The 24500-nt window shown below is 54.6% G+C and carries 20 protein-coding genes, 3 tRNA genes, 3 rRNA genes and 1 riboswitch; of the genes, 11 read left to right on the top strand and 15 right to left on the bottom strand.

The window, feature by feature from the left end:
- The first annotated feature begins 15 nt into the window (after positions 1–15).
- The 5 genes from SJY29_RS00130 (at position 16) to SJY29_RS00110 (ending at position 5164) form a co-directional block, all read left to right on the top strand.
- Positions 16–2103 (top strand): dynamin family protein, encoded by a 2088-nt coding sequence (locus SJY29_RS00130; RefSeq protein WP_110279503.1) that lies wholly within the window; start codon positions 16–18, stop codon positions 2101–2103.
- Positions 2100–2987 (top strand): dynamin family protein, encoded by an 888-nt coding sequence (locus tag SJY29_RS00125; protein WP_400085366.1) that lies wholly within the window; start codon positions 2100–2102, stop codon positions 2985–2987. The genes SJY29_RS00130 and SJY29_RS00125 overlap by 4 nt, the downstream gene beginning before the upstream one ends.
- 83 nt (positions 2988–3070) lie before the next feature.
- Positions 3071–3433: a hypothetical protein gene (locus SJY29_RS00120; protein WP_110279501.1), complete on the top strand. Its 363-nt coding sequence runs from the start codon at positions 3071–3073 to the stop codon at positions 3431–3433.
- Between the two features lie 31 nt (positions 3434–3464).
- On the top strand, positions 3465–4247 hold the full coding sequence (locus SJY29_RS00115; RefSeq protein ID WP_400085363.1) for a hypothetical protein: 783 nt from the start codon (positions 3465–3467) through the stop codon (positions 4245–4247).
- On the top strand, positions 4247–5164 hold the full coding sequence (locus tag SJY29_RS00110; protein ID WP_400085361.1) for an alpha/beta fold hydrolase: 918 nt from the start codon (positions 4247–4249) through the stop codon (positions 5162–5164). Before SJY29_RS00115 ends, SJY29_RS00110 begins: the two co-directional genes overlap by 1 nt.
- Here SJY29_RS00110 and SJY29_RS00105 read toward each other — a convergent pair.
- Together SJY29_RS00105 and SJY29_RS00100 are read right to left on the bottom strand one after the other, a co-directional pair.
- Entirely contained in the window at positions 5161–6060 is a 900-nt protein-coding gene (locus SJY29_RS00105; RefSeq protein WP_400085358.1) for an NAD(P)-dependent oxidoreductase, read from the bottom strand. The genes SJY29_RS00110 and SJY29_RS00105 overlap by 4 nt on opposite strands.
- Before the next feature lie 9 nt (positions 6061–6069).
- Entirely contained in the window at positions 6070–7608 is a 1539-nt protein-coding gene (locus SJY29_RS00100; RefSeq protein WP_110279497.1) for a trimethylamine methyltransferase family protein, read from the bottom strand.
- A gap of 110 nt (positions 7609–7718) precedes the next feature.
- Here SJY29_RS00100 and SJY29_RS00095 point away from each other — a divergent pair, with 110 nt between their 5' ends.
- Complete coding sequence (locus SJY29_RS00095) at positions 7719–8642, top strand: LysR family transcriptional regulator (protein WP_400085355.1); 924 nt, start codon at positions 7719–7721, stop codon at positions 8640–8642.
- An 85-nt stretch (positions 8643–8727) separates the two neighbouring features.
- Here the strand turns inward: SJY29_RS00095 and SJY29_RS00090 are convergent, their stop codons facing one another.
- Positions 8728–9330: a hypothetical protein gene (locus SJY29_RS00090; protein ID WP_400085352.1), complete on the bottom strand. Its 603-nt coding sequence runs from the start codon at positions 9328–9330 to the stop codon at positions 8728–8730.
- Positions 9331–9643: 313 nt separating this feature from the next.
- On the opposite strand from SJY29_RS00090, the gene SJY29_RS00085 reads away from it, so the two are divergent.
- The 5 genes from SJY29_RS00085 (at position 9644) to SJY29_RS00065 (ending at position 13089) form a co-directional block, all read left to right on the top strand.
- A complete protein-coding gene (locus tag SJY29_RS00085) occupies positions 9644–9838 on the top strand; it encodes a hypothetical protein (protein ID WP_400085349.1) in 195 nt (64 codons plus the stop codon).
- 44 nt (positions 9839–9882) lie between these two features.
- Positions 9883–10404: a PepSY domain-containing protein gene (locus SJY29_RS00080; protein ID WP_400085347.1), complete on the top strand. Its 522-nt coding sequence runs from the start codon at positions 9883–9885 to the stop codon at positions 10402–10404.
- A gap of 52 nt (positions 10405–10456) precedes the next feature.
- Positions 10457–11119 (top strand): response regulator transcription factor, encoded by a 663-nt coding sequence (locus tag SJY29_RS00075; protein WP_400085345.1) that lies wholly within the window; start codon positions 10457–10459, stop codon positions 11117–11119.
- Entirely contained in the window at positions 11116–12459 is a 1344-nt protein-coding gene (locus SJY29_RS00070; protein ID WP_400085343.1) for an ATP-binding protein, read from the top strand. The genes SJY29_RS00075 and SJY29_RS00070 overlap by 4 nt, the downstream gene beginning before the upstream one ends.
- Before the next feature lie 285 nt (positions 12460–12744).
- Entirely contained in the window at positions 12745–13089 is a 345-nt protein-coding gene (locus SJY29_RS00065; protein ID WP_400085340.1) for a hypothetical protein, read from the top strand.
- A 268-nt stretch (positions 13090–13357) separates the two neighbouring features.
- Here SJY29_RS00065 and SJY29_RS00060 read toward each other — a convergent pair whose 3' ends face one another.
- From SJY29_RS00060 to SJY29_RS00005, 12 genes are all read right to left on the bottom strand, one after another.
- A complete protein-coding gene (locus tag SJY29_RS00060) occupies positions 13358–13522 on the bottom strand; it encodes a hypothetical protein (protein WP_400085338.1) in 165 nt (54 codons plus the stop codon).
- Positions 13519–13959 carry a hypothetical protein gene (locus SJY29_RS00055; RefSeq protein ID WP_400085335.1) on the bottom strand — a complete coding sequence of 147 codons (441 nt, stop codon included), beginning with the start codon at positions 13957–13959 and terminating at the stop codon, positions 13519–13521. The genes SJY29_RS00060 and SJY29_RS00055 overlap by 4 nt, the downstream gene beginning before the upstream one ends.
- On the bottom strand, positions 13956–15230 hold the full coding sequence (locus SJY29_RS00050) for an agmatinase family protein (RefSeq protein WP_400085332.1): 1275 nt from the start codon (positions 15228–15230) through the stop codon (positions 13956–13958). Before SJY29_RS00050 ends, SJY29_RS00055 begins: the two co-directional genes overlap by 4 nt.
- A gap of 89 nt (positions 15231–15319) precedes the next feature.
- Entirely contained in the window at positions 15320–16087 is a 768-nt protein-coding gene (locus SJY29_RS00045) for an ABC transporter ATP-binding protein (protein WP_400085329.1), read from the bottom strand.
- Positions 16084–16959, bottom strand: coding sequence for an ABC transporter permease (locus SJY29_RS00040; RefSeq protein ID WP_400085326.1), 876 nt, complete (start codon positions 16957–16959; stop codon positions 16084–16086). Before SJY29_RS00040 ends, SJY29_RS00045 begins: the two co-directional genes overlap by 4 nt.
- Positions 16960–16968: 9 nt before the next feature.
- Complete coding sequence (locus SJY29_RS00035; RefSeq protein WP_400085323.1) at positions 16969–18036, bottom strand: putative urea ABC transporter substrate-binding protein; 1068 nt, start codon at positions 18034–18036, stop codon at positions 16969–16971.
- Positions 18037–18131: 95 nt separating this feature from the next.
- Positions 18132–18245, bottom strand: a riboswitch (guanidine-I (ykkC/yxkD leader).
- A gap of 371 nt (positions 18246–18616) precedes the next feature.
- Positions 18617–18693: transfer RNA gene (locus SJY29_RS00030), tRNA-Met, on the bottom strand.
- A 164-nt stretch (positions 18694–18857) separates the two neighbouring features.
- Positions 18858–18972 (bottom strand): 5S ribosomal RNA (gene rrf / locus SJY29_RS00025).
- A 122-nt stretch (positions 18973–19094) separates the two neighbouring features.
- A 23S ribosomal RNA gene (locus SJY29_RS00020) occupies positions 19095–21925 on the bottom strand.
- A gap of 327 nt (positions 21926–22252) precedes the next feature.
- Positions 22253–22329, bottom strand: a tRNA-Ile gene (locus tag SJY29_RS00015).
- A 30-nt stretch (positions 22330–22359) separates the two neighbouring features.
- A tRNA-Ala gene (locus SJY29_RS00010) sits at positions 22360–22435 on the bottom strand.
- A 172-nt stretch (positions 22436–22607) separates the two neighbouring features.
- A 16S ribosomal RNA gene (locus tag SJY29_RS00005) occupies positions 22608–24071 on the bottom strand.
- The 16S, 23S and 5S rRNA genes sit together here with 3 tRNA genes alongside, the layout of an rRNA operon.
- Between the last annotated feature and the right edge of the window lie 429 nt (positions 24072–24500).

Genomic DNA, 24500 nt, shown 5'->3' with positions numbered 1-24500 from the left:
TAAGGACGGACAAGGATGAAGATGGAAGAGGTCGCAAATGGGGATGGTCTAGCAATCCCGCCGGAGCAGCTCCCCTTCATGCGCCTTGGGCTGGAGAAGATGGACCGCTTCCACGATGAGGTTGTCGACCTCGAAGCGACGCTTGCGGATGTCGTAAAGCTTGGCGGCCAGGACGCTGAAAAGAAAGCTTCTAAACTTATCAAACAGTTACGCGCTTTTGAGCCAAGCATTACCATGATCGGCCAAATCAAGTCGGGTAAGACGTCTTTGGTGAATGCCATGGTTGGCCGGCCCGACCTGTTGCCTGCGGATGTAAACCCATGGACGTCAGTTGTGACTTCGCTTCACCTCAACACGCCCTTGCCGGATGATGCGCCAACGGCAACCTTTCAGTTCTTCAGTCAAGGTGAATGGGATCACCTTGTCGAGAACGGCGGCCGAATCGGCGAATTGTCTGAACGTGCCGGTGCTGACGAAGAGCTTGAGAAAGTGCGTCAACAAATTGCCGAAATGCGTGAAAAGACAAGGCAGCGCCTTGGTCGCAAGTTCGAACTTTTGTTGGGACAAAAACACAGCTACGCCGAGTTGAGCGACGAATTGGTGCAGCGCTATGTCTGCATGGGCGACGATTTCGAGGATCTCGAAGAAGAAGACCAGCAGGGCCGCTTTGCCGATATTACAAAATCCGCTGACCTGTATCTGAACGCGGACTCGATCCCGATGTCGATCTGTCTGCGCGATACGCCGGGCGTGAATGATACATTCATGATGCGGGAACAGATTACCATCAATGCACTGCGCGATAGCCGTATCTGCGTTGTTGTCCTGTCCGCCCATCAGGCGCTTAGTTCGATGGATATGGGGCTGATCCGTCTGATCTCGAACGTGAAGGCGCGCGAGGTCGTCATCTTTGTAAACCGGATCGACGAACTGTCTGATCCTGGCGCACAGGTTCCGGAAATCCGCGACAGCATTTTGCAGACGCTGGCCGACAATAACGGACCAGAGAACCCCGAGGTTATTTTCGGCAGCGCCTATTGGGCCAATATGGCCTTGTCAGAAGACCTTGATGATATTGTTGCCGACAGCGCCGAGGCCATGTTCAACTGGGCCGAGGCCGCGCTGAGTGCGGAAACCGCCAGCATGGAAACCAAAGAGCTTGTCTGGCATCTTTCCGGTATCCCCGAACTTTATCGCGCGCTGTCCGAACGTATTTCGGAAGGCCCCGGTGCTGAAATCCTGTCCGCATCACGCAAGCGCGCGCTCAACCTTGTGGGCGGTGTGCGCGCGTCCAACGCAGTCGTATCGATGCGTCTGGATGGTGACACCGTCGAAGTCATGTCGAGCGAAAGGCTTTCGGCCCACCTTGATACGTTGGAAGCCGCAAGCATGAAGGCCCTCGATGAGCGGCTGGACATTGCGTTTTCGCAGTTCGGATCACGCGTTGACCAATCGCACAAACGCTTTCTGGATCGCGCGCTGGAATCTTTGCTTCAGCATCTGGAAACCAAGGGTGAGGAAGAGATCTGGCAGTATAGCCCTGATGGCCTGCGCATGTTGCTGCGCACCAGCTATCAGGTGATGCGGCGCAATGTGACCGCCAGTTGCCAAGACGTCTATGCCGCCGCTGCCGGTGATCTTGCAGATACGTATCGGTCTGCATTCGGTGTCGATGTCGAGAACTTCACGATTACGCCGCCTGCCCCACCCGAGATCCCTGCGCCCGTGTCTCTTGGCCAGACCATTGCATTGGACCTGCAAACATCATGGTGGAAGGGGTGGTGGAAACGCCGCAAGGGATACCGCGCTTTTGCAAGCGGGTTCTACGACCTGATCGAAGCGGAAACAGCCCCGATCGTTGATGAACTGAAAGTTCGGCAAGCCGATGATATCCGTGCGCGTGCGCAGTCTGAACTGCGTGAGTTCCACGCCGAACAGCGCGCCATTCTTGAAGACATCAGTAGCAAATCCGAGATCGCAATTGACGATTTGGAAGACATTTTCGGTATTACTGCCCAGCAGGAACGCGATGAGCTTTTCGACTATATCTTCGAAGAGCTGAGCGAAACAAAACCTCTGCTCGCAGTGGGAGTTGATAAATGAGTGTTGGTGAAACAAATTCCGGCGGTCGCCGCAAACCACGCATCGCTTTGATGGGGGAGTTCAGCGCCGGTAAAAGTACGCTCTCGAACCTGCTGATGGGCCAGCGTCCGTTACCTGAGAAAGTAACCGCGACACGCTTGTCCCCTGTCTGGATTTCTTATGGCACGCGCGCGCCCTACCGCATTGATGTTGATGGATCGAAAGAACCTGTCACCCTCGCAGAGCTTGAAAACATCCCTGTCGAGCAAACCCGCAGCATCCGCCTGTTTCTGGAAGCCGACATTCTTGAAGTCTGTGACCTTATCGACTTTCCGGGCATTTCGGACCCCAACATGTCATCCTCTGTCTGGGAGCGGATGCTGCCTGAAGTGGACGCCGTGATCTGGTGCACACATGCAACACAAGCGTGGCGCCAATCCGAGGCAGCCGTTTGGGAAGACATGCCGCAAGCTGTCCGCGAAAACTCAATCCTGCTGATCACGCGGTTTGACAAGCTGAACACCGAAAAAGACCGTAGTCGCGTGGTCAAACGCGTGACCCGTGAAACCCAAGGACAGTTTGGTGCGATTTTCCCTGTCTCGCTCTTGCACGCCATTCAAGCAGGTGAAGACTATGACCGGTGGGATGCCAGTGGCGCAGGCCCCTTTACCGCCCATCTGATTGATGTGATCGAGCGGCTGACAGCGCTTACTGCACGCACCGAGTTGCCGCTCTATAACATGGACAGCCTGAGTGACATACCTGCGCCCGTCGTTGCGCCGGTGATGCCGCGCCGGGTGCAGCGCGCACCGGACAGTGGCCGTTCATCACGGGAACGTGCACCCGCAGAGACCACAGCGGAAGAACCTTTATCCTCTGTCGACCGGATCCTGCGTTCATCCTGATGCAGCACGGTTTTTTGCAGCCCTTCCACAATCGTCACATTTGCCGTACTCATAGCCATGCGTAGTTAGGAAGCGAGCTGCAGATGGTTGTTGATGAGTTGGATGCTTTGCGTGAGAAATTTGAAGGCTGCACTGCGGTTGCCTTCGCAGATCTCTCGACGAAAATGATCCTCGTAACAGACTCAAGTTCAAATTTGCGGCGTGAGGCGCTGGATGCCCTGTGTGAAGAGGCTGCATTATTGTTGGGAGCAAATGGCAAGCCGGCATTGGCGGACAAGCCAAGCGGGATGGCCTCTGTTGCGAGTACGTCGCAGTTGCGCGTCTTTTTGCGTGCAGAAAATGAACCGAATGATGTTCTTTGTTGTATCTGCGGCCCAAAGATGGATGCAGATAGGTTTGTAGCTGATGCTTGTGCATGCCTTGACCGCATCAGTAGCGGTGAATGAAAACACATAACCGAGAGCTGGAAACTGGCTTATGAGCGAATTGAACGCTTTGGCACAAAAACTCGCTGTTTTGTCTGCACGGGAAGTCGTGGATGAAACAGGCGCGCGCATGATTTCGGAGGGCGGATCGCCGTCCCCGGTGGCCGCGATCCTGCGCGAGGTCGATGATACCGTGCTTGAGCGCTGCCTTGCTTTTCGCTGTGGCGGCAAATCCATCCGGATTATAGCGGCAGGTCGTCGTATGCGCGGAATCCTGAGTGTTTCGCCAAAATCCGATGCGGATGTCATCGGTCAGGTCTTGTCACGCGAAGATCCCGATGTTGTTCAGGCTGCGCATGACCTTCTGGAAGAACTCTGCGGCAAAGCGGAAAACATGACAGTCCGTAGCCTGCCTTCCGAACCCTTTGGAAACAGCGGCGAACGCGGCGTTTCCGCCCTTGGTTTGGCCGAACTTTGGGACGTCGCACTGGCCGAAGTGGACAGCACCCCCAAGCCACCCATGGAACAATTCCTGACGGTGAACGCCCCCGCGTTTTCATCCGTACTCCACATCTGCGACGGCGAGATCGTTGCAAAAGAGGGGGATTTCGCAGCGCTACAGGCCATCTGGAGCACGCAGGTCGAAGCATTCCGCGAAGCGCACAAGAAAACGCTGCGTGGTGAGGAAGCCGCCCAGTTGATTTGTCTGGATGGTGCCTTTGATGATGGCAATTCCGCAGCGCTGGCTCTTTATGATGGTCATGTCGCATTGATCGCTTATGAAGCGGAACGCTTTGGGGCGATGCAGGCATCCTGGCAACGGATATTTGCGTAATGCACCCTGCAGCCGCAGCAGCCCCCGCCGCGCCGCATTTCTTCGACGGGTTTGAAGAGCGTACTCTGGCCACAACCGAGGGCGATATCTTTTACCGCATCGCTGGCAACGGACCCCCGCTGGTGCTGCTGCATGGCTATCCCCAGACCTCTGCCATGTGGCACGCGATAGCGCCTGTTCTGGCGGAGACCTATCAGGTCATATGCCCTGACCTGCGGGGCTATGGCCGGTCGTTAAAACCGACAACAGACGCGAAGCACAGCCCTTACGCCAAACGCGCGATGGCGGGCGATATCCTGGCGCTGATGGACCATTTGGGTCATGATCGCTTTCTGATCGGCGCGCATGATCGCGGAGGCCGTGTGGCCCATCGTTTGGCAGCGGACCATCCCGAACGGGTGGTCGCGCTCTCTGTGCTGGACATCGCACCCACGCGCGAGATGTACCGCGACGCAGGCAGCGCCTTTGCGCATACCTATTGGCATTGGTACTGGCTGACACTGCCACATCCGTTTCCGGAAAATCTGATCGGTGCTGACCCTGCCTTTTTCTGGCTCAAGAAATGCGGTGCGGGTTCTGCGGGACTGTCGCCTTTCGTACAGCAGGCGCTGGATGAATACCTGACCTGTTTCTCCAAACCCGAGGCGATCCACGGCGCCTGTGAGGATTACCGTGCCGCGGCAACCATCGACATCGCACATGATGATGCCGACCCGACAAAGCTGCAAATGCCGCTGTTGGCGCTATGGGGTAAGGACGGCGCAATCGAGGCACATTTTGACTGTCTCGCCCTTTGGCAAGAGCGGGCTGCGAACGTGCGTGGCTGGGCACTGCCCGGCGGTCACTATCTGGCCGAGCAACATCCCGACAAAGTGCTTTTGGCGTGGCTGCCTTTCTTTGCCGAGGCCAGCGCCTAGGTCAGCCGCGCCGGGAACCCATCAGCCCGCAAATCGGTGTCGAGCAGGTCTTCCAGCAGCTTCACGATCATCGGCGATTGGGCGTCTCCGCCATAGGCCGCGCGCGCCGCGACATATGTTTGTTCGGTCGCCGCCGCCAGTTCAAGCGGCACTTCGAATTCGCGGCCAAAGCCCATCGCGAACCCCAAGTCCTTCAGCGCCAGATCAATATTGAAGGCCACGTCATAGGACCCGTTCAGGACCAGCGCACCTTCGGTTTCATGCACGAATGATGTGCCGGACGAGGCCTTGATCGCATGCCACGCCTGCCCCAGATCAAGCCCGCCGCGTTTGGCCAGCATCAGCGCCTCACCGCAGGCTTTGAGGTGGATAAAGGCCAGCATATTGGTGATCACCTTGATGATCGACGCCGACCCAAGCGGGCCCATATGGAACACCTCATTACCCATCGCCTTCAGCGCAGGCAGATGGGTCTCGAACATATCCTTGCCGCCACCGGCCAGCATGGTGATGTTGCCCTGCGCGGCCAGATGCACACCGCCGGTAACAGGCAGTTCCATCATCCGCACATCATGTGCTGCCGCTTTCGCCGCAAAGGCCAGCACTTCGTCACGGCCCAAGGTCGACATTTCGATCCAATGCGCGCCCTCTTTCATCACGGGAAGCATCTGGGCCGCGACCGCATCAGAGACGGCCGGCGAAGGCAGACAGGTGATCACGTGATCAACCGAGCCTGCAAGTTCTGCGGGGCTGTCGGCCCATTTGGCACCCAAGGCGATAGCGGGTTCAGCGGCGGCACGATTGATATCTGTGACGGTCACATCCACACCCGCGCGCAGCAAACAGGCCGCGCAATTTGCCCCAAGATTGCCTTGGCCGATATATCCGTAGTGCATGAAAGCCCCTTACTTGAAGTAGATATTATAGTCAGCGCGGATCGCCGCATCGACCGCAGGGTCGATCTGGATTTGCGCTTTGCTGAGGATGTCATTCTTTCGGGCAATGGCCTGATCAAGCAGCATGGGACGGTTGGCTTCGTTCCATTCCTTCGGGCTCATCCGGTTGCCCAAGGTGGGATAGATGTATTCCGTCTGCATCAAGGCAAGCGTTTGGTCAGAGCCAAGATAATGCCCCGGACCACCCAGACAGACGGCCTTCATCGCCTCGATTGACGTGCTGTCTTCGGTCACGTCAATGCCACGGACAGTGCGCAGAACCTGCCCCAGCACATCATCGCCAAGCACCAGCGACTCCAGACAGAACCCCAGCAATGAGGCATGCATGCCCACGGCCTCATAGACCATGTTCAGGCCCGAAAGACCGGCCAGCACGTTGGTGATACCTGTCTCCCATCCGGCCTGCATATCAGGGAGTTTCGAATCCGATATGCCCGCCGCCGCACCCCCGGGGATGTCATAGAACCGGTGCATTTGGGCGCAGCCCGCCGTCAAAAGGGCCTGCTCTGCCGAACCACCCGACATCGCCCCCGTGCGCAGGTCAGAGACAAATGGCCACGTGCCAAAGACCGCCGGATGACCGGGTGCCATCGCGTTTACATAGACGACGCCAGCAAGACATTCGGCAACCGCCTGAACGATCGCAAGGGCGATCGGCGCAGGCGCTGTTGCGCCCGCTTGCCCCGCGGACAGCAAAAGCACCGGCATGCCCGCGCGAATGCAGGCCTCCATGGAACGGCAGCTTTCTTCGGCGAATTTCATCGGCGGGACGACAAAACAGTTCGAGTTCGAAACAAAGGGGCGCGCACGCCATGCTTCTTCGCCGCCTGCGATCCGGTGCAAGAGTTCGATTGACGGTGCAACATGGCTTGGATCATCAAAAGATGTGCCGACGTGTTTGGTCGTGCCTGAACAGCAGGCATAGATCGTGTTCAGATCCATTTCGAGATTGTCAGAGATATCCCGCGCCACCATCGCGCGCTGGAAGAAATGCACGTTGTCCAATGCGTGGGTAATCTTGGCCGCATCATGCAGGTCTTGCGCGGTACTGTCGCGATACGTGTTGGTTGCAAGGTCAACAACATGCACCGCAGCACCTGCCGTGCCAAAATGAACATTCGTGCCCGTCAGGTGCAGGTCGTATTGTGGGTCACGACCATGCAAGGTGATATTCCGCGCAGCTTTGGCCAGCATGTCCTCGACCAATGCGCGTGGAAAACGGATGCGTCCGTCATCGCCCAGGATCGCGCCCGCTTTTGTAAGGATTTCGACACCGGAGGGCGGGGCCTGTGACAGACCGATCTGCTCCAAAGCATCAAGCGCCGCATGGTGGATACGCAGAACCTCTGCATCCGTCAGAGGTTTATATTGTCCGCCCGGAAGGCCTGCGCGGACAGGCCGCAAATTCTCGGCCAAAGGGGCGCTGCGCAGGGCAACGCGTGCTGCACGCCCACCGGTGCGCCCTTTTCTTTTCTCTATGTCCAACATGCTCACGCCTCCCTGGAACTGGATCGAGTATTCTCCCAGTTCACAAATCGCGCAATCTGCCTATCCGGTTATTATTGATCGGATTTACCGATTAGGGCAGGATGTAAAAGATGCAGATAGAATTGATCGATACCTTCCTCGATCTTTGCGAGACAAAGAGTTTCAACCGCACCGCAGAGCGTTTGGGTGTGACGCAGTCAACCGTTTCAGGGCGGGTGCGTTCGCTTGAGGCATCTGTGGGGGTGAAACTGTTTCAGCGCTCTCGCTCGGGCACGGCCTTGACGACCCAAGGTCTGCGATTTGAACCGCACGCCCGCAGTCTCCGCCACGATTGGGTGACGGCCAAAAATGCCGCACAAGATACCGCGCTTGCAGGTGTCACGATGCGGATCGGGCTCCAGCACGATCTGGTAGGAATCGAAATCAAGAGGCTGATCGGACGTCTTCGCGAGATCCTGCCCCAGACCGCCTTTTTGCTAGAGGCGGATTATTCCAGTCAAATGTGTTCTGATTTGATCATTGGGCGTCAGGATATAGCAATATTATATTCACCTCAGATTCAGCCCGACCTGTACTTCGAGACACTCGGAGAAGTGCGTTACGTCATGGTCTCGACCCAAGGCGATACTTTGGCCCACGTCGACAAGGAAAACTACATTCTGGCAAACTACTCGGCAACCTTTGCAAATGCGCATGCCGCACTCTTGCCAGACCTGACGCATGTCTCGCTGTCGATCGGCCAGAATGCCGCGATGGTCGACCTTTTGACGTCACTGTCGGGATCAGCCTATGTGCTGGAACATTCGGCCAAAGCGTTGATTGCATCAGGCATCTGCCAGAGAGTTGTCGATGCGCCAAACATAGATCAATCAGTATTTGTCGGTGTAAACGTGCGCAACAGGCACCGTGCGACGTACCGGAAATTGATCAGGGCGCTGCATGAACAGTATCCATCGCAGCATGCAAATGGTCGGACGCGCTCCGAGAGGTCCGCCATGGGCGAAGTAAGCGCCATATCGCCCGCCAAACGTTGAGAACAGACATTCCGACTGGACAACTAATAGCGGCCAAGAGCTATTACCCTCAGCCGCCACAGTGTTTCTATTTCAAAATAGTGCCTTAAAGGCCGAGAAGGCGCCACAACTCTGCCAAGGCGGATTCTGAAAGCTCACGACCATCTGTCAGAACGGCGAGGCTGTCACCGGCAGCCTCCTGCGCATCTACTGCAGCAAGCCTCGCCATTTCATAGGCAGTTGCGGCCGCTGTCACAGCTTCTTCATACCCGCCTTCCGGGAATGCGGCTTCAATTTCTTCTTCCGACAGTTCAAGCAGGTCCTGAAGATCCTCATATTTTTCATCTTGGATCGCAACAACCGCCGCAAAATCCTCTTGCGCCATTTTATAGATGTAGAGCTTACCGGGCATGCTGTTTGGCGATGCATTGGCAAGCGCATTCGGGTTGGCATGTGCGGCATTCAGGTTGCCAAGTTCACGGGCAAGGTGGCCCCGACCATTGTTACCGGACGCCGGCCGGTTACTGGCGCCATTGCCTCTTTCGCTTTGATTGCCGCGCGCGTCGTTGGAGCGGCCATTGCCCTGCCCGTTCCCTCCACGCTCCGCAAAGGCCGGGGTAGCTGATGTTGTAAAAACCGTCGCACTCGTCATGCACAACATGGCTGCAATGCAAAGAACCTTCGTCTTCAGGTGTGTCTTACGCATCATTTGCTTTTCCTTTCTGCATGATTCGCCTGAGTTGGTAAGCGAAGCAAAATGAACGGTCGCTGAATGGGTCGTTTGTCTGGGTTCATGTGATCCTGTCAGGATAAGGGGAAAGCGCATATCTGCGCCTGTTTGGCGGCGATTATGTCAAAATCAAACGGGGCATTTTTCGTGAGACGCCGTCACGCATGCAGGTTTCAGGAACCTGACAACATGAACCGCACGTGAATACGTGGTTTTGAAAAGGTTCATAGCGGCCATGTAAAATTTTACGCTGTACGAGTTATTTGTTGACCGATTCCAATTCACTGCAGTGATGAAAGTTAAAGACATGTCTGAGACAAATATCTTGATTTTGCGCGGCCATATGACTGAAGAACTCCACGAGAACGATAAGATCGTGTCTGAGTCAGCACCAAAAGCCCGCAAGCTGCCTTTCCCCAGTGTTGAAAGTGTCATACGAGATCTGGATGATCGCACGAATGCCCGTATGGTGTGTGCGCGCGGTTAGTTTTGGATACTGGAAGAAAGCCTTTGCTGGAAATTCCGATCACCTTGAGATCAGCGATATTCGCGTCGATCCTCGCGTTAGTGCCATTTGGCGCTGCAGCTGAAGTGACGGAACTATCGCAGGGTCAATTGCGCCAACTGGTCCAGCAGGAACAAATTCTGCGTGCCGAAACGATCGCATCAACGGCGGTTTCGGATTTTGGCGGTGTCGTTATCGATATTCGCGGTTTTCTTTCCAATGGCCGCATGACCTATCGTTTGCTTGTGCAGCGTGATGACGGATCAGTTATTGAACTGCTCTACAACGGCGTTCAGGGGGAACGTATTTCGCATACAAGCGAGATGGGTGAGGCCGTTGCAGCCGCGGCGAAATCAACGAACGGCGGATCAAGTCTGCCATCCAGCGCAAATGCGAACGCACAGGCGAACGCAAACGCAAACGCGGGCAATCGGGGGAATTCCGGCAACCGCGGCAATTCCGGTGATCGCGGGAATTCCGGTGACCGCGGGAACTCTGGTGGCGGCGGTGGTAATTCAGGTGATCGGGGCAATGGACGCGAAAGATAACCTGTTTATCTGCAGTCCAATTTTTGCCATTATCGCGACCTAAGGATTTCCCATGCGCATATTGGTTGCAGAAGACGATATCGAGCTGTCCGAACAGATCAAACATGCGCTTTCGAACGAAGGGCATGCGATCGATTTGGCGTCGGATGGCGAAGAAGCCAAGTTTCTGGGTGAGACAGAACCCTATGACCTGATTGTGCTTGATCTTGGGCTGCCGGTCCAGGACGGCATTACCATCCTTAAGGCGTGGCGCGACGACGGCAGCAACATTCCAATTCTTATTCTCACAGCACGTGACGGCTGGGCAGACCGCGTTGACGGGCTTGACGCAGGTGCCGATGACTATCTGACCAAACCATTCCATATACCTGAATTCATCGCCCGCACGCGCGCGCTCTTGCGCAGGAATTCCGTTCAGCGAAATCCCGTGTTCCAGAAAAACGGAGTCAGGTTTGACAGCAGAAGCGGCAGGGTAAGCCTCAACGGCATGCCCGTCACGCTGACAGCCCCTGAAGCGGCGGTTCTGTCCTACCTGTTTCACAACGCGAACCGCCCTGTCTCAATGACCGAACTGTCAGAGCATATTTACGAATACGGCGATGACCGCGATTCCAACACAATCGCTGTTTTTGTGACCCGCCTTCGCAAGAAGCTGGGGAATGACCTTATCGAAACAGAACGTGGTCGCGGGTATTCGATCCAGCTGGTCGCGTGAGATCACTTCGCCAACGGGCTGTCGCCGGCGGCGCGATTTGGGCAACTGTTGTTGTGCTGGCAGGCACTAATGCAGTCGGAAACTACCTCGAAGATCTTACTTTATCGCGCTTTGATGAACAGCTTGCGGCACGGCACACGCAAGCTGTCGTTGCGCTGGCCAACACTGGCGGTGCGAGCGAAGCGATGCTCGATCAGCTAGACGACCCTGTCTATCAGCGGCCATTCTCGGGGAACTATTGGCAAGCCATCAATGAGGATGGTGGCATCGTGGTATCCCGCTCGCTCGCGGACTCCTTGCTGCCTGTTAGCACATCACCTGCAATCAATCCGGTTATCACGGGTGTCGAAGGGCCAGCGGGGCAGAACTTGCGTGCCTTGTCACGCCAGATGACCCTTGATGATGGCGCGGTTTGGTTGGTCACTGTCGCCTCGTCCACCGAAGCACTGGAGGCTGATCAGGCAGGCCTACGTCAGCGTTTGAATGTATCGTTTGCACTGGTCGGCCTTCTGGCCGTTGCGGGCGCTTTTTTGCTTGTGATATTTACGCTGAGACCTCTGTCTCAGTTGCGAAAGGATGTCATCGCACGCAAGGACCATGAAGGACAATTGCCCGTCGAAAGCTATCCGCAGGAAGTACAAGCGCTCGTCACTGACATCAACACGCTACTGGATCGCAACAGAGAGATCGTCAGCCGGTCTCGACGCCAGACGGTGGATCTGGCGCACGCGCTGAAAACGCCTTCGGCGGTCTTGCGCAACGAGCTTTTTGAAATGCAGCAAGCAGGCCTACAGGTGCAAAAGGGCATTAATGCGCTTGATCGACTTGATGCGCAACTTAAACGGTCATTTGCCCGCATGAAAGCGACGCAAGATAGTGCACTCGAAGGGTCATCAACTGATCTGAATGTGAGCCTGTCAAGGCTGGGGCGTGCCTTTAGCGCACTCGCAAAACGCACGGGACGCGAAGTGATCACAGATGTTCCTCCTGATCTTCACGCCAAAATCAACCAGATCGACTTTGAAGAGATCATCGGAAATCTGCTCGATAATGCGCTGAAATGGTCAGAGACTGTGATCCAACTCACTGCCGACGCAACACCATACCAGATTCGTATCATCGTCGAGGACGATGGCCCAGGCATGGCGGAAGGCGGTGGGGATCTGGCATTTGTCAGTGGGCAAAGACTTGATGAATCAAAGCCCGGAACAGGTCTTGGCTTGGCCATCGCATCTGATCTGGTGATTGCTTATCAGGGGGCCATAGAAGTCCAACGATCCGTACAGCTTGGCGGTGCAAGATTTGTGGTGACATTGCGCAGGCACGCGGGGTCGGATTGAATTTGTTACCTTCCGCAAATTGGTCGTCCCGTTTGCAGGCTTCATCAACGTAATGCAAAGCACCGCGTGCATGCCATGCCATGCCATGCCATGCCATGCCATGCCATTGACATGAATGCACGCAAACGACCCATTCAAGAGCCATTCACGTACAAGGATTTATACTTTCTTCATTATTGTTTCGAAAGTGGGCCCGCTCAAACGCCACTCACGGGATCTGCATATGTTGCCGATCAGAGTGCTGCCCATGATTTCGAGAGAGTGCCGTGATAAAGGAGCCTCGATATGAAGAAATTTAAGAGTGTGATGACAGGGATTTTTACGATCTCTTTACTCGGTTTCGCGACAGCCAGCTATGCCAACGGTGAATTGTGTACCTCCGCAACCGAGGGGGAAGACCTACCCATTGATGTCGAACAAGACCCCTATACGCTGGTCTGGGAATGCACACCATTCAGGCCAAAGGGTGACAACGGCTGGGGCAATGGGGATGATGTTGCACCAGGCGGTTCTGCAACGAACAACAATGCTGAGAACGCCGGAGCAACAGCCGATTATAATCCGGACGGAACACAAGGTGGCACCGCTGGCCCCGGTAATTCAACATCTAACGGCAACCAAGGCGGCTAGCGACCAGCCCATCCGGATTTCTGACCTCTCCAAAGGCAGGGATTTGGCACAGCCGCAAGTCATCTAAGTGTGGCGCCTCAGCAGAGGCGCCATTTGCTTTTTCAACCACAAGGTATTCTTGGGGACAAAGCGCGTTGCCTGTCTCTGGAATTTGCAAGCTTCACATCATGCAAAGTCCATCCGCACATTGCGTTGTCTGACTATTGGGAAAGCACTTGATTGCAGATACGGACCACTCTTCGTTGTGCGCACTCCGTATCGCAAGCATTCATTCTCCACGGTTGCGCATTTTCACAGCAATTGCGGCCAAGATCACCAGCAAAACGCCCACTGCGGCTTCGGCCTCATGTGACCACGCATGCGTCTGCGCTGGATGCGCCAGTGCGGGTGTCGCGGTGATGAGGCCAACAAGGCCGGCAAACGCTTTCATCATGTGTCAATTTCCTTCTTCTTCATGAGCAAAAATTCCCGAATATCGAGGACCGATTTCTCATCTATCGAAACGTAGACAAGGGACATGTTGGTGCGTTCACTGATCATCTGGCCCGGAAAAGGCAGATAGGACAACTCGCGCGAGCCGAATGACGGTGAGGCCGTTCCAACCTGCCATTCTGTCTTTAATTCAACATCTATAAGCTTGAGTGACTTTGTACCGCTGCGAGATGCACGTTCAAAAGGCACTCCGGACAGTTTCAGATAGCTGGCCTTATCCTTAGCCTGTACAAAGCCGTCGATAAACTGGGCGGCGAGAACCTGAACATCGGCGGCCTCATCCTCTTCATGCAAATGGGAATGCAGGTGATCCCCTTGGGCGTGGTTGTGACCTTGGCCGTGATGATGATGGTCGTAAGCGTGATCATGGGGCATCATTCACCTACCTTATGGGGGGCAGGATTGGACCAGCGTTTGCCTTCGAATTCGCCATGCGGGTGGGACACAGGTTTGTCGATATGGCGTTTGTGGGCACCTAGTTTGCCGTTCGCCACCATCGAGCCAAGCACATCCACAATCACCCGCGTACCCATCAGCGCGGTGATATCCGACGTGTCATAGGGCGGGGAGACTTCGACCAATTCCATGCCGCATATCCCCTCGGCGGCAATGCCTGATGCGAGGGCCAAAGCTTCACGCGGGAGGAACCCACCCGGTTCCGGCCAACCCGTACCCGGTACAAAGCCACAATCAATGCTGTCAATGTCAAAGGACAGATAGACCATATCCACATCTTTCCACGCCATCTCCAGCGCCATTTCAATCGTCTTGTCGATGCCCATCTTTTCAACGTCACCCATCGTGATGATGTTGGTGTTGCGTTCGCGCGCAACCTTCACCGCTTCGCGCGGGACCTGCCAGCCACCAATGCCGATCTGGACAAGGTTCGTCGCAGGCACATTGGGCAAATTAGTGGAATGGAACCATGGTGTCGTGTGCATCCGTTCATCGAGATCTTTTTCCTGAATGTCGGCGTGGCGGTCAAAATGCACGATACCGATGCGTTTGGACGTGCATTCTGCGATGCCTCTCACACAGGGGAAACCGATCGAATGGTCGCCACCGATCATGATCGGCAAAGACCCGGAGCTGAAGACATGGCTCACACCACGGCTGATTTGATCAAAGGATTTTTCGATATTGGCAGGGATCGTAAACACATCACCCGCGTCACATAGTGTCATCTGTTCGCGTAAATCAACACCCAATTCGTAGTTATAGGGCGTATACAGCGCCGAGATTTTACGCACGCCCTGAGGTCCGAACCGCGTTCCCGGACGGTATGTCGTGCCGCCATCAAACGGGATCCCAAGCACGGTGGCGTCATAATTTGCAACCTCCAAAACATCCTCTGCATAAGGCGCTTTAAGAAATGTGTTGATGCCGGCAAAATGGGGCAGCTCACCGCGTGCAAACGTCGGAATTGACTTGTCCTCGATGGCATCAGCACCTGTCAGACCCATGCGCAAAGCCCAGCGACGCTCTTCCTCCAAGCGGCCTTCTGGGATCTCGCCTTCTTTTTGCATCGCTTTCCAACCTGCCAGCTTGGTCAGGTCGGGATGGTGGGCGCGCTTTTGCGTGGCATTGATCCGCTCTGCGAGATCGCGCGGGTGATGTGATCGTCTTTTGTCCAAGTTCCAAAACATCATGTATTTCCTGTCGGCATGCCTCGATGAGGCGTCTTTTCTGGGCTTTGATGACACCCTGCACGCGGAGCCCAGCGGCGCGCACAGTGACTTTATCCGGCGGCAAGGGAGGGCTGGCGTTTCAGGATATCCTGAAACGGTATCCCGCCGCCTCGCGCGTCGAAATCGTAGGTAATGGTGGCCCCGTAGGCACCCGGATCATGAGGGTCCCAACGTGGCTTGTCGAAAACCAGAACACGGTCACCGAGCTTGAACCCTTCTTCAAGATCATGGGTCACCATAAAGACGGTCATGTTTGTCTCGGCTCTGAGTTCCATCAAGAAATCATGCATTTGTAACCGCGTGCCTGGATCAAGGGCACCAAAGGGTTCATCAAGAAGCAAGACCCTTGGCTTGGCAGCCATCGCCTGCCCGATAGCAAGCCGTTGCTGCATGCCGCCGGAAAGAGATGCGGGATAGTGGTCGGCTACATGGTTCAGCCCAATCCTCGCGAGCATTTCGTCGGCGGCGTTTTGGGCCTGGCGCTTGGCTGCGCCGAACAGCATCCCGAACCTTGTCGAAAACCCTGTTCCCGCCACGATATTCTGGCGGACGGTCAGATGGGGGAAGACCGAATACCTTTGAAAAACGACGCCGCGTTCCAAATTGGGTTCAACGGCAGGGGCACCCCCGTCAATAGAGATCGTACCACGCGTGGGCCGTTCTTGCGCCAACAGCAGCCGCAGAAACGTAGACTTGCCACATCCCGACGCCCCAACGATCGAGATAAACTCTCCTTCAGCGGCGCTGAGGTTAACCCGTTCGATGATAGAGCGGTCACCATATGCCTGCCAGATATCGCGGACGTCAACAAAGCTCATAACCCTGCCTCCATCCAAGGAAATGACTTGCGCGACACTGTTTTGAGAGACCAGTCAATGAGAAACGCCAGCAACGTGATCCAGATCACGTAGGTCAGGATAATATCCATAGCGAGGTAACGTCGCACCAGAAATATCCGGTAGCCCAGCCCTACGTCAGATGCGACTGCCTCGGCTGCGATCAGGAACAACCACGCGGAGCCAAGCGACAGACGCACATTGGACAACAGGCGCGGCAGGATTTGCGGGAGTGCCACTCTCAAGGCGATAACCAATGAGGAAGCACCAATCGTTTGAGCCTTAATGAGTTGTTCAGTGGGGATTTCAAGGACTCGTTGGGACAAGTCGCGGGTCATGAACGGGGTAATCCCGATGACGATCAATACGACCTTGGATACTTCACCCAAGCCGAAAACTATAAACAAGATCGGTAGCACCGCAAGCGGTGGGATCATCGACAGCACCGCAACAAAACCCGACAAGCAAGAGCGTATGAGAGGCAACAGGCCAATCAACATACCCAAGACAAGCGATATCGCCGCGGCAATCCCGACACCGAGCGCCAAGCGCATCAACGATGCACCCGTATCTAGCCATAAGAGGATGTCGCCCGTTCTACGGTCGGGTTCTGTGAATACCCGCAGCGCTGTTTCACTGATCATGCTGATAGCAGGCAGCAGTTTGTCTTGTGGGTTCACCGAAAGGCGCAGGTCTGACGCGATAGAATAGGCGATCAATGCCAAGACAAACGGCAGTACCGCAAGCGCAACAGCCAGCGGTCTGGACGGGATCCGGTTGATCAGTCTCATCGGTCGCTCCTGTGGACAGTTGGCTGAAGCAATTGGCTGAAAGGGCGCACCAATCTGGCGCACCCCGGGACCTTAGAGTTCGCCGGCGGCGGCCATCTGCATGTAGGTCGCATCAAACCGCAGTGTGATGTTGTTGCCATCACCCGTGACCACACCACCTGGATACGCGATGCCGACAAAATCCGCACTGGGCGCGCCGACGCCAAGGATACCTTTGTCGAACAGGAATTCGGCAATAGTTGTCATCGTTTCGGGCAAGTCAGGAGACGTCGCCTGCGCAACAGCAGCGGCGGGATCAAAGAACATCTCGGTGGCCTCGAGCTGGGCCATATAACCGGCCAAATCGGTACCGGAGGCTTCGGCCATTGCAGTCAAAGCGTCTTCATCACCTGCAGCCATTAAGGCCATTACTTCGTACCATGCGCCGACAACCGCCTTGCCGAAGTCAGGATTGTCAGTCAGCGTTTGTGTATTCACCACCATCATATCAAGGATTTCACCTGGAATTTGGGAACTGTCGAAGAGAACATTTGCATCGGGGTTGCTGCCGACGATTTCGGACACCAGCGGGTTCCACGTGACGACCGCCTGAACATCGGCGGTTGCGTAGGCCGCGATCATGTCCGCATCCGATGTGTTGATCACACCGTCCAAATCAGCTTCGGACAGGCCGACCGTATCAAGTCCGCGGGCCAGCAGGTAGTGGGATACGGATAGCTCGACGAGGTTCACAGGCTTGCCGGCCAAATCGGTGAGCGTGCCCTCACCTTTCAGAATGACGGCATCATTGCCATTTGAATAATCGCCAATGATTAATGCTGTGGTGTCGACGCCACCACCGGATGGGATCGATAGTGTATCCATATTAGTTGCAGTTACGCCGTCAAATGCCCCAGCGGTATACTGGTTTATGGACTCAACGTAGTCGTTGATCTGAACGATATCGACCGTGATGCCGTATTTGTCGGCCCACTTATCCATAATGCCGCTGTCTTCCAGATAACCCCAAGGCATCCAGCCCACATAAATTGACCAAGCAAGTCTGAATTCTGTTTTCTCTTGGGCGTAGCTGGGCATCGTTGCGTTGATGGAAAGTGCAGCACAAATGGCGGCAGTAGAAAGTACTTTTCTGATGGTCATGGCAGTCCCTCTTCAAAGTCCCGCCAAGGATTTCGGAAACGGTCAAGTCGCAATGGCGGAACACATATGAGGACGCGTACAAAACCTGCGCAGTAACCTCCCGGGATTTTTTCCCGCCGTGTGCCGTTGCGGAGTTTGCCGCATCGGTGGTGTTTCTCGGACCAGACCGGCAATTGATAGACTGCCTCGGAACCCTAAACGCCCTGCCGGTTAAATGAGCCTCAACCGTTGAGAACAATCAAGCTGTCGGGGTAGATGACAGATGATCGAAGTCATTTTGCCTAAAATAACTACACCACAGCCTCTTTCGACTACTTTTTACTCACTTGCCATCTGGCCAGAGGCAATCCGACGGCCACGTCCTGTGTGAGATCATCACTTGGCGTGTTTCGTTTATGCTGCTTTGTTGAAGCGGCAGGCCTGAGGTCATCAGCCGCCTCCGCTAATCGTCGCGGTGCGGACGCCTGCATAGCACTGTCGTGAGTTTTGCCTTCTTCCACATTACATGCAGCGCTGTTTTGCGAATGCAAGCTGCCACCCGAGGGTGGCCATTAACATATTGATTTTGTTTGGTAAGATTTGGTTGCGGGAGTAGGATTTGAACCTACGACCTTCAGGTTATGAGCCTGACGAGCTACCGGGCTGCTCCATCCCGCGCTACCGTGTTGCAGTTCCTGATCAGGTGATCCTGACGAGGCGTTTGTGTTAATCAAACTCTTGAGAAGAGTTTGTCGCACAGGCGGTCTGCTACATCCCGCGCATTGGCGCACCTCTGATTGTGTTGAGGTGCATCGTTAGAGAGATATTGTGCTTCTTATTAGGTTTGGCAATGACTTACTCTCCCACGTCTTAAGACGCAGTACCATCAGCGCTGCGGCACTTAACTGCCGAGTTCGGGATGGGATCGGGTGTTTTGCTCGCGCTATGATCACCAAACCAAAAAAGAAGCACAAAACATCAGCTGGTTGTTTTCACGACCGTGTTGTTCCTTGATCATCGTATACTGATGATTGTGTGTGTATGAACTTTGATTTTTTCCAGTCTACCTATTACTGGATCAAATCAAGCCTATCGAGCAATTAGTACCAGTCAACTGAACGGCTTACACCGCTTACATCTCTGGCCTATCGACGAGGTGGTCTACCTCGGCTCTCAGGGATATCTTGTTTTGAAGGGGGCTTCCCGCTTAGATGCCTTCAGCGGTTATCCTGTCCGATCATAGCTACTCTGCACTGCCGTTGGCACGACAACAGATCCACCAGTGGATCGTTCACCCCGGTCCTCTCGTACTAGGGGCAACTCTTCTCAAATATCCTACACCCACGGAAGATAGGGACCGAACTGTCTCACGACGTTCTAAACCCAGCTCACGTACCTCTTTAAACGGCGAACAGCCGTACCCTTGGGACCTGCTCCAGCCCCAGGATGAGATGAGCCGACATCGAGGTGCCAAACGGTGCCGTCGATATGGACTCTTGGGCACCATCAGCCTGTTATCCCCAGCGTACCTTTTATCCGTTGAGCGATGGCCCTTCCACTCGGGACCACCGGATCACTATGGCCGTCTTTCGACTCTGCTCGACTTGTCAGTCTCGCAGTCAGGCTGGCTTCTGCCATTGCACTCAACGAGCGATTTCCGACCGCTCTGAGCCAACCTTCGCGCGCCTCCGTTACAATTTGGGAGGCGACCGCCCCAGTCAAACTACCCACCACGCAGGGTCCCGGACCCGGATAACGGGCCGCGGTTAGACATCAAGCAGAATAAGGGTGGTATCTCAAGGGAGGCTCCACAGAGACTGGCGTCCCTGCTTCAAAGCCTACCACCTATCCTGCACATACTGTGCCTGATGCCAATGCGAAGCTATAGTAAAGGTGCATGGGGTCTTTCCGTCTAACCGCGGGTATCCTGCATCTTGACAGGAAATTCAATTTCGCTGAGTCCACATTTGAGACAGCGGGGAAGTCGTTACGCCATTCGTGCAGGTCGGAACTTACCCGACAAGGAATTTCGCTACCTTAGGACCGTTATAGTTACGGCCGCCGTTTACCTGGGCTTCAATTCGGAGCTTGCACTCCTCCTTTTAACCTTCAGGCACCGGGCAGGCGTCAGACCCTATACGTCGTCTTGCGACTTCGCAGAGCCCTGTGTTTTTAGTAAACAGTCGCCACCCCCTGGTTTGTGCCCCCGCCCAAAAGTTGCCTTCTGAACGGGCCTCCTTCTCGCGAACTTACGGAGGTATTTTGCCGAGTTCCTTAAATGTGGTTCTCTCAAGCGCCTTGGTATTCTCTACCAGTCCACCTGTGTCGGTTTAGGGTACGATCTAGCGGAGGGCTATTTCCAGGAACCTCTCAGCAGCCTTCCCAATCCGATAAGGGAAAACAACCTTCGAGATCCGTCACATCCTCCTGGCCCAGGAATATTAACCTGGTTCCCATCGACTACGCCTTTCGGCCTCGCCTTAGGGGTCGGCTTACCCTGCTCAGATTAGCTTTAAGCAGGAACCCTTGGACTTTCGGCGAGGGAGTCTCTCACTCCCTTTGTCGCTACTCATGTCATCATTCTCACTAGTGATCTCTCCACCGGATCCCTCACAGGCCGGCTTCACAGAAAATTCCTTGCGTCCAATACCGCCGAGGCGGTTAAGGACGCATGGAATTATGTCACACTACGCTCTGCTACCATGCACTATGTGCATCCTAGACTTCGGCTCATGGCTTGAGCCCCGTTACATCTTCGCCGCAGGACAACTTATTTAGACCAGTGAGCTGTTACGCTATCTTTAAAGGATGGCTGCTTCTAAGCCAACCTCCTGGTTGTTTTGGTCGTCCCACCTGCTTTCCCACTTAGCCATGAATTAGGGGCCTTAGTCGTAGGTCAGGGTTGTTTCCCTCTCCACAACGGACGTTAGCACCCGCTGTGTGTCTGCCGGATAGTACTCCTCGGTATTCGGAGTTTGATTAGGATCAGTAAGGCTGTGGGCCCCCATTACCCATTCAGTGCTCTACCCCCGAGGGTATTCGTCCGACGCTCTACCTAAATAGATTTCGCAGAGAACCAGCTATCTCCGAGTTTGATTGGCCTTTCACCCCTAGGCACACCTCATCCCGACCTTTTTCAACAGGTGTGGGTTCGGACCTCCAGTAAGTGTTACCTTACCTTCATCCTGGACATGCCTAGATCACTCGGTTTCGGGTCTAATGCATCTAACTCAGTCGCCCTATTAAGACTTGCTTTCGCTGCGCCTACACCTAACGGCTTAAGCTTGCTAGATACACTAAGTCGATGACCCATTATACAAAAGGTACGCTGTCAGGCCGCATGGGCCCTCCAACTGATTGTAGGCGTTCGGTTTCAGGTACTGTTTCACTCCCCTCGTCGGGGTGCTTTTCACCTTTCCCTCACGGTACTGGTTCGCTATCGGTCAGTAAGGAGTACTTAGCCTTCGAAGGTGGTCCTCCGATGTTCAGACAGAATTTCACGTGTTCCGCCCTACTTAATACGTCCAATCATGCTTCATATACGGGACTGTCACCCACTATGGTTGTGCTTTCCAACACATTCTATTCACACTCATGGCTCGGCTGGTCCCCGTTCGCTCGCCGCTACTAGGGGAGTATCTATTGATTTCCTTTCCTCCGGGTACTTAGATGTTTCAGTTCCCCGGGTTTGCTTTTTTAACCCTATGTATTCAGGTTAAAAATACCTGGTTTACCTCATTATTAGCTGCACCGAAGTGCAATAATAACAAAGTATCAGGTGGGTTGCCCCATTCAGAAATCCATGGATCAAAGCTTATTCTCAGCTCCCCATGGCTTATCGCAGAGTATCACGTCTTTCATCGCCTCTTACTGCCAAGGCATCCACCAAACGCCCTTTTCGCGCTTGATTTGATCCAGAAACAGTCAGACTGCTTCTGTGGGCCCACCCTTTTGTAAATCAAATGGGCCCTTAATCAAAATGCATACATTGCAGTGCTTGCCGCTGGTTCGCAACAAACACTGTTCGAGTAGTATTACTACTACTCCGGTTAGTGTACTTGACTTGGAACAAAATAGACTTGCTGCAAAAGCAGCCGGTCATCCTCACGCGGACAACCATCTATTCTGATGTTTTGTATCTCTCTAAACGATGTCAATGATCCGAAGATCAAGTCGTCCAGTTGGACGGCAAAACAGCAACGCTGCTTAACGGTCTAACTGGCCTATTTGAAGTTGATGGTGGGTCGAGGAGGACTTGAACCTCCGACCTCACGCTTATCAGGCGTGCGCTCTAACCACCTGAGCTACCGACCCATCAAGGTCCGTAACCCAAAGGGTTACGCATGGTGGAGCGTATCGGGATCGAACCGATGACCCCCTGCTTGCAAAGCAGGTGCTCTCCCAGCTGAGCTAACGCCCCATTAGGTGCGTCCCACTCACGGTGGAACAAACTGAAGAGATATGAGGACGGCCTGGCTCTAGGTCACTTCCAAGGAACAGGAAGTGCCTGATATGCCGGCTTTGTTTGCCGGCTGCTAAGTGTTCCACGAGGTCCGAAAGCGAACTTTCGAACTTGCTAGGAACATCCTTAGAAAGGAGGTGATCCAGCCGCAGGTTCCCCTACGGCTACCTTGTTACGACTTCACCCCAGTCGCTGATCCTACCGTGGCCGCCTGCCTCCCCGAAGGGTTAGCGCAGCGTCGTCGGGTAGAACCAACTCCCATGGTGTGACGGGCGGTGTGTACAAGGCCCGGGAACGTATTCACCGCGTCATGCTGTTACGCGATTACTAGCGATTCCGACTTCATGGGGTCGAGTTGCAGACCCCAATCCGAACTGAGACATCTTTTGGAGATTAACTCACTGTAGATGCCATTGTAGCACGTGTGTAGCCCAACCCGTAAGGGCCATGAGGACTTGACGTCATCCACACCTTCCTCCCGCTTATCACGGGCAGTTTCCCTAGAGTGCCCAGCCGAACTGCTGGCAACTAAGGATGTGGGTTGCGCTCGTTGCCGGACTTAACCGAACATCTCACGACACGAGCTGACGACAGCCATGCAGCACCTGTCACTCGGCCACCGAAGTGGAAAACAGATCTCTCTGCCGGTCCGAGGATGTCAAGGGTTGGTAAGGTTCTGCGCGTTGCTTCGAATTAAACCACATGCTCCACCGCTTGTGCGGGCCCCCGTCAATTCCTTTGAGTTTTAATCTTGCGACCGTACTCCCCAGGCGGAATGCTTAATCCGTTAGGTGTGACACCGAAGGGCAAGCCCCCCGACGTCTGGCATTCATCGTTTACGGTGTGGACTACCAGGGTATCTAATCCTGTTTGCTCCCCACACTTTCGTACCTCAGCGTCAGTATCGAGCCAGTGAGCCGCCTTCGCCACTGGTGTTCCTCCAAATATCTACGAATTTCACCTCTACACTTGGAATTCCACTCACCTCTCTCGAACTCTAGACTAGTAGTTTAGGAGGCAGTTCCAGGGTTGAGCCCTGGGATTTCACCCCCTACTTTCTAATCCGCCTACGTACGCTTTACGCCCAGTAATTCCGAACAACGCTAACCCCCTCCGTATTACCGCGGCTGCTGGCACGGAGTTAGCCGGGGTTTCTTTACCAGATACTGTCATTATCATCTCTGGCGAAAGAGCTTTACGACCCTAAGGCCTTCGTCACTCACGCGGCATGGCTAGATCAGGCTTGCGCCCATTGTCTAAGATTCCCCACTGCTGCCTCCCGTAGGAGTTTGGGCCGTGTCTCAGTCCCAGTGTTGCTGATCATCCTCTCAAACCAGCTATTGATCGTAGACTTGGTAGGCCATTACCCCACCAACTATCTAATCAAACGCGGGCCAATCCTTCTCCGATAAATCTTTCCCCCGAAGGGCGTATACGGTATTACTCTCAGTTTCCCGAGGCTATTCCGTAGAAAAGGGTATGTTCCCACGCGTTACTAACCCGTCCGCCGCTCACTCCGAAGAGTGCGCTCGACTTGCATGTGTTAGGCCTGCCGCCAGCGTTCGTTCTGAGCCAGGATCAAACTCTCAAGTTGAATGCATCTTACAATGCAATCCTTGACGTTCGAACCTCTGCACATCACCACTTGGCCTTACTGAAACCAAATGGCGTTTCTCTGTTTGTTGTGCTTCAGTAACCAAAGTTACCAGAAGCCGCCAAACAGTGAAGCTGACACTCTATCATCGGACCGAAACCCTAAGAGCGTTGATATACAGACGTCTGATCCATCGAACTGAACCAAACCGCCCACATATCTCTTCAGATATATCAATTTCAAACAGCGTAGAGACAAAAACCACCAGATGCGCCCTAAAGTCCTTGGCGCGCCCAGCCTGCATTATCTCTGTTTTTTCTTCCCGCCTCGTCGCCCGTAAGCCCGTCTGGCGCCCCGCCGCCGCATCTCTGCGCCGCCGGTGAAGGGGGTTCTACGGTTACTCGAAGATACCCGCAACCCCTTTTTTCG

Source organism: Yoonia sp. R78084 (genome assembly GCF_044595625.1).
GTDB lineage: Bacteria > Pseudomonadota > Alphaproteobacteria > Rhodobacterales > Rhodobacteraceae > Yoonia.
The sequence above is the reverse complement of the archived record's forward strand: the minus strand, read 5'-3'. Positions and strand labels throughout refer to the sequence as shown.

Excerpts from the sequence above, each read along its gene's own strand:
- SJY29_RS00095 (WP_400085355.1), top strand. The coding sequence starts at position 7,719 with ATGCAGATAGAATTGATCGATACCTTCCTCGATCTTTGCGAGACAAAG.
- SJY29_RS00060 (WP_400085338.1), bottom strand. The coding sequence starts at position 13,522 with ATGATGAAAGCGTTTGCCGGCCTTGTTGGCCTCATCACCGCGACACCC.
- SJY29_RS00035 (WP_400085323.1), bottom strand. The coding sequence starts at position 18,036 with ATGACCATCAGAAAAGTACTTTCTACTGCCGCCATTTGTGCTGCACTT.
- SJY29_RS00055 (WP_400085335.1), bottom strand. The coding sequence starts at position 13,959 with ATGATGCCCCATGATCACGCTTACGACCATCATCATCACGGCCAAGGT.
- SJY29_RS00120 (WP_110279501.1), top strand. The coding sequence starts at position 3,071 with ATGGTTGTTGATGAGTTGGATGCTTTGCGTGAGAAATTTGAAGGCTGC.
- SJY29_RS00130 (WP_110279503.1), top strand. The coding sequence starts at position 16 with ATGAAGATGGAAGAGGTCGCAAATGGGGATGGTCTAGCAATCCCGCCG.
- SJY29_RS00085 (WP_400085349.1), top strand. The coding sequence starts at position 9,644 with ATGAAAGTTAAAGACATGTCTGAGACAAATATCTTGATTTTGCGCGGC.
- SJY29_RS00115 (WP_400085363.1), top strand. The coding sequence starts at position 3,465 with ATGAGCGAATTGAACGCTTTGGCACAAAAACTCGCTGTTTTGTCTGCA.
- SJY29_RS00050 (WP_400085332.1), bottom strand. The coding sequence starts at position 15,230 with ATGATGTTTTGGAACTTGGACAAAAGACGATCACATCACCCGCGCGAT.
- SJY29_RS00075 (WP_400085345.1), top strand. The coding sequence starts at position 10,457 with ATGCGCATATTGGTTGCAGAAGACGATATCGAGCTGTCCGAACAGATC.
- SJY29_RS00110 (WP_400085361.1), top strand. The coding sequence starts at position 4,247 with ATGCACCCTGCAGCCGCAGCAGCCCCCGCCGCGCCGCATTTCTTCGAC.
- SJY29_RS00065 (WP_400085340.1), top strand. The coding sequence starts at position 12,745 with ATGAAGAAATTTAAGAGTGTGATGACAGGGATTTTTACGATCTCTTTA.
- SJY29_RS00100 (WP_110279497.1), bottom strand. The coding sequence starts at position 7,608 with ATGTTGGACATAGAGAAAAGAAAAGGGCGCACCGGTGGGCGTGCAGCA.
- SJY29_RS00125 (WP_400085366.1), top strand. The coding sequence starts at position 2,100 with ATGAGTGTTGGTGAAACAAATTCCGGCGGTCGCCGCAAACCACGCATC.
- SJY29_RS00090 (WP_400085352.1), bottom strand. The coding sequence starts at position 9,330 with ATGATGCGTAAGACACACCTGAAGACGAAGGTTCTTTGCATTGCAGCC.
- SJY29_RS00045 (WP_400085329.1), bottom strand. The coding sequence starts at position 16,087 with ATGAGCTTTGTTGACGTCCGCGATATCTGGCAGGCATATGGTGACCGC.
- SJY29_RS00105 (WP_400085358.1), bottom strand. The coding sequence starts at position 6,060 with ATGCACTACGGATATATCGGCCAAGGCAATCTTGGGGCAAATTGCGCG.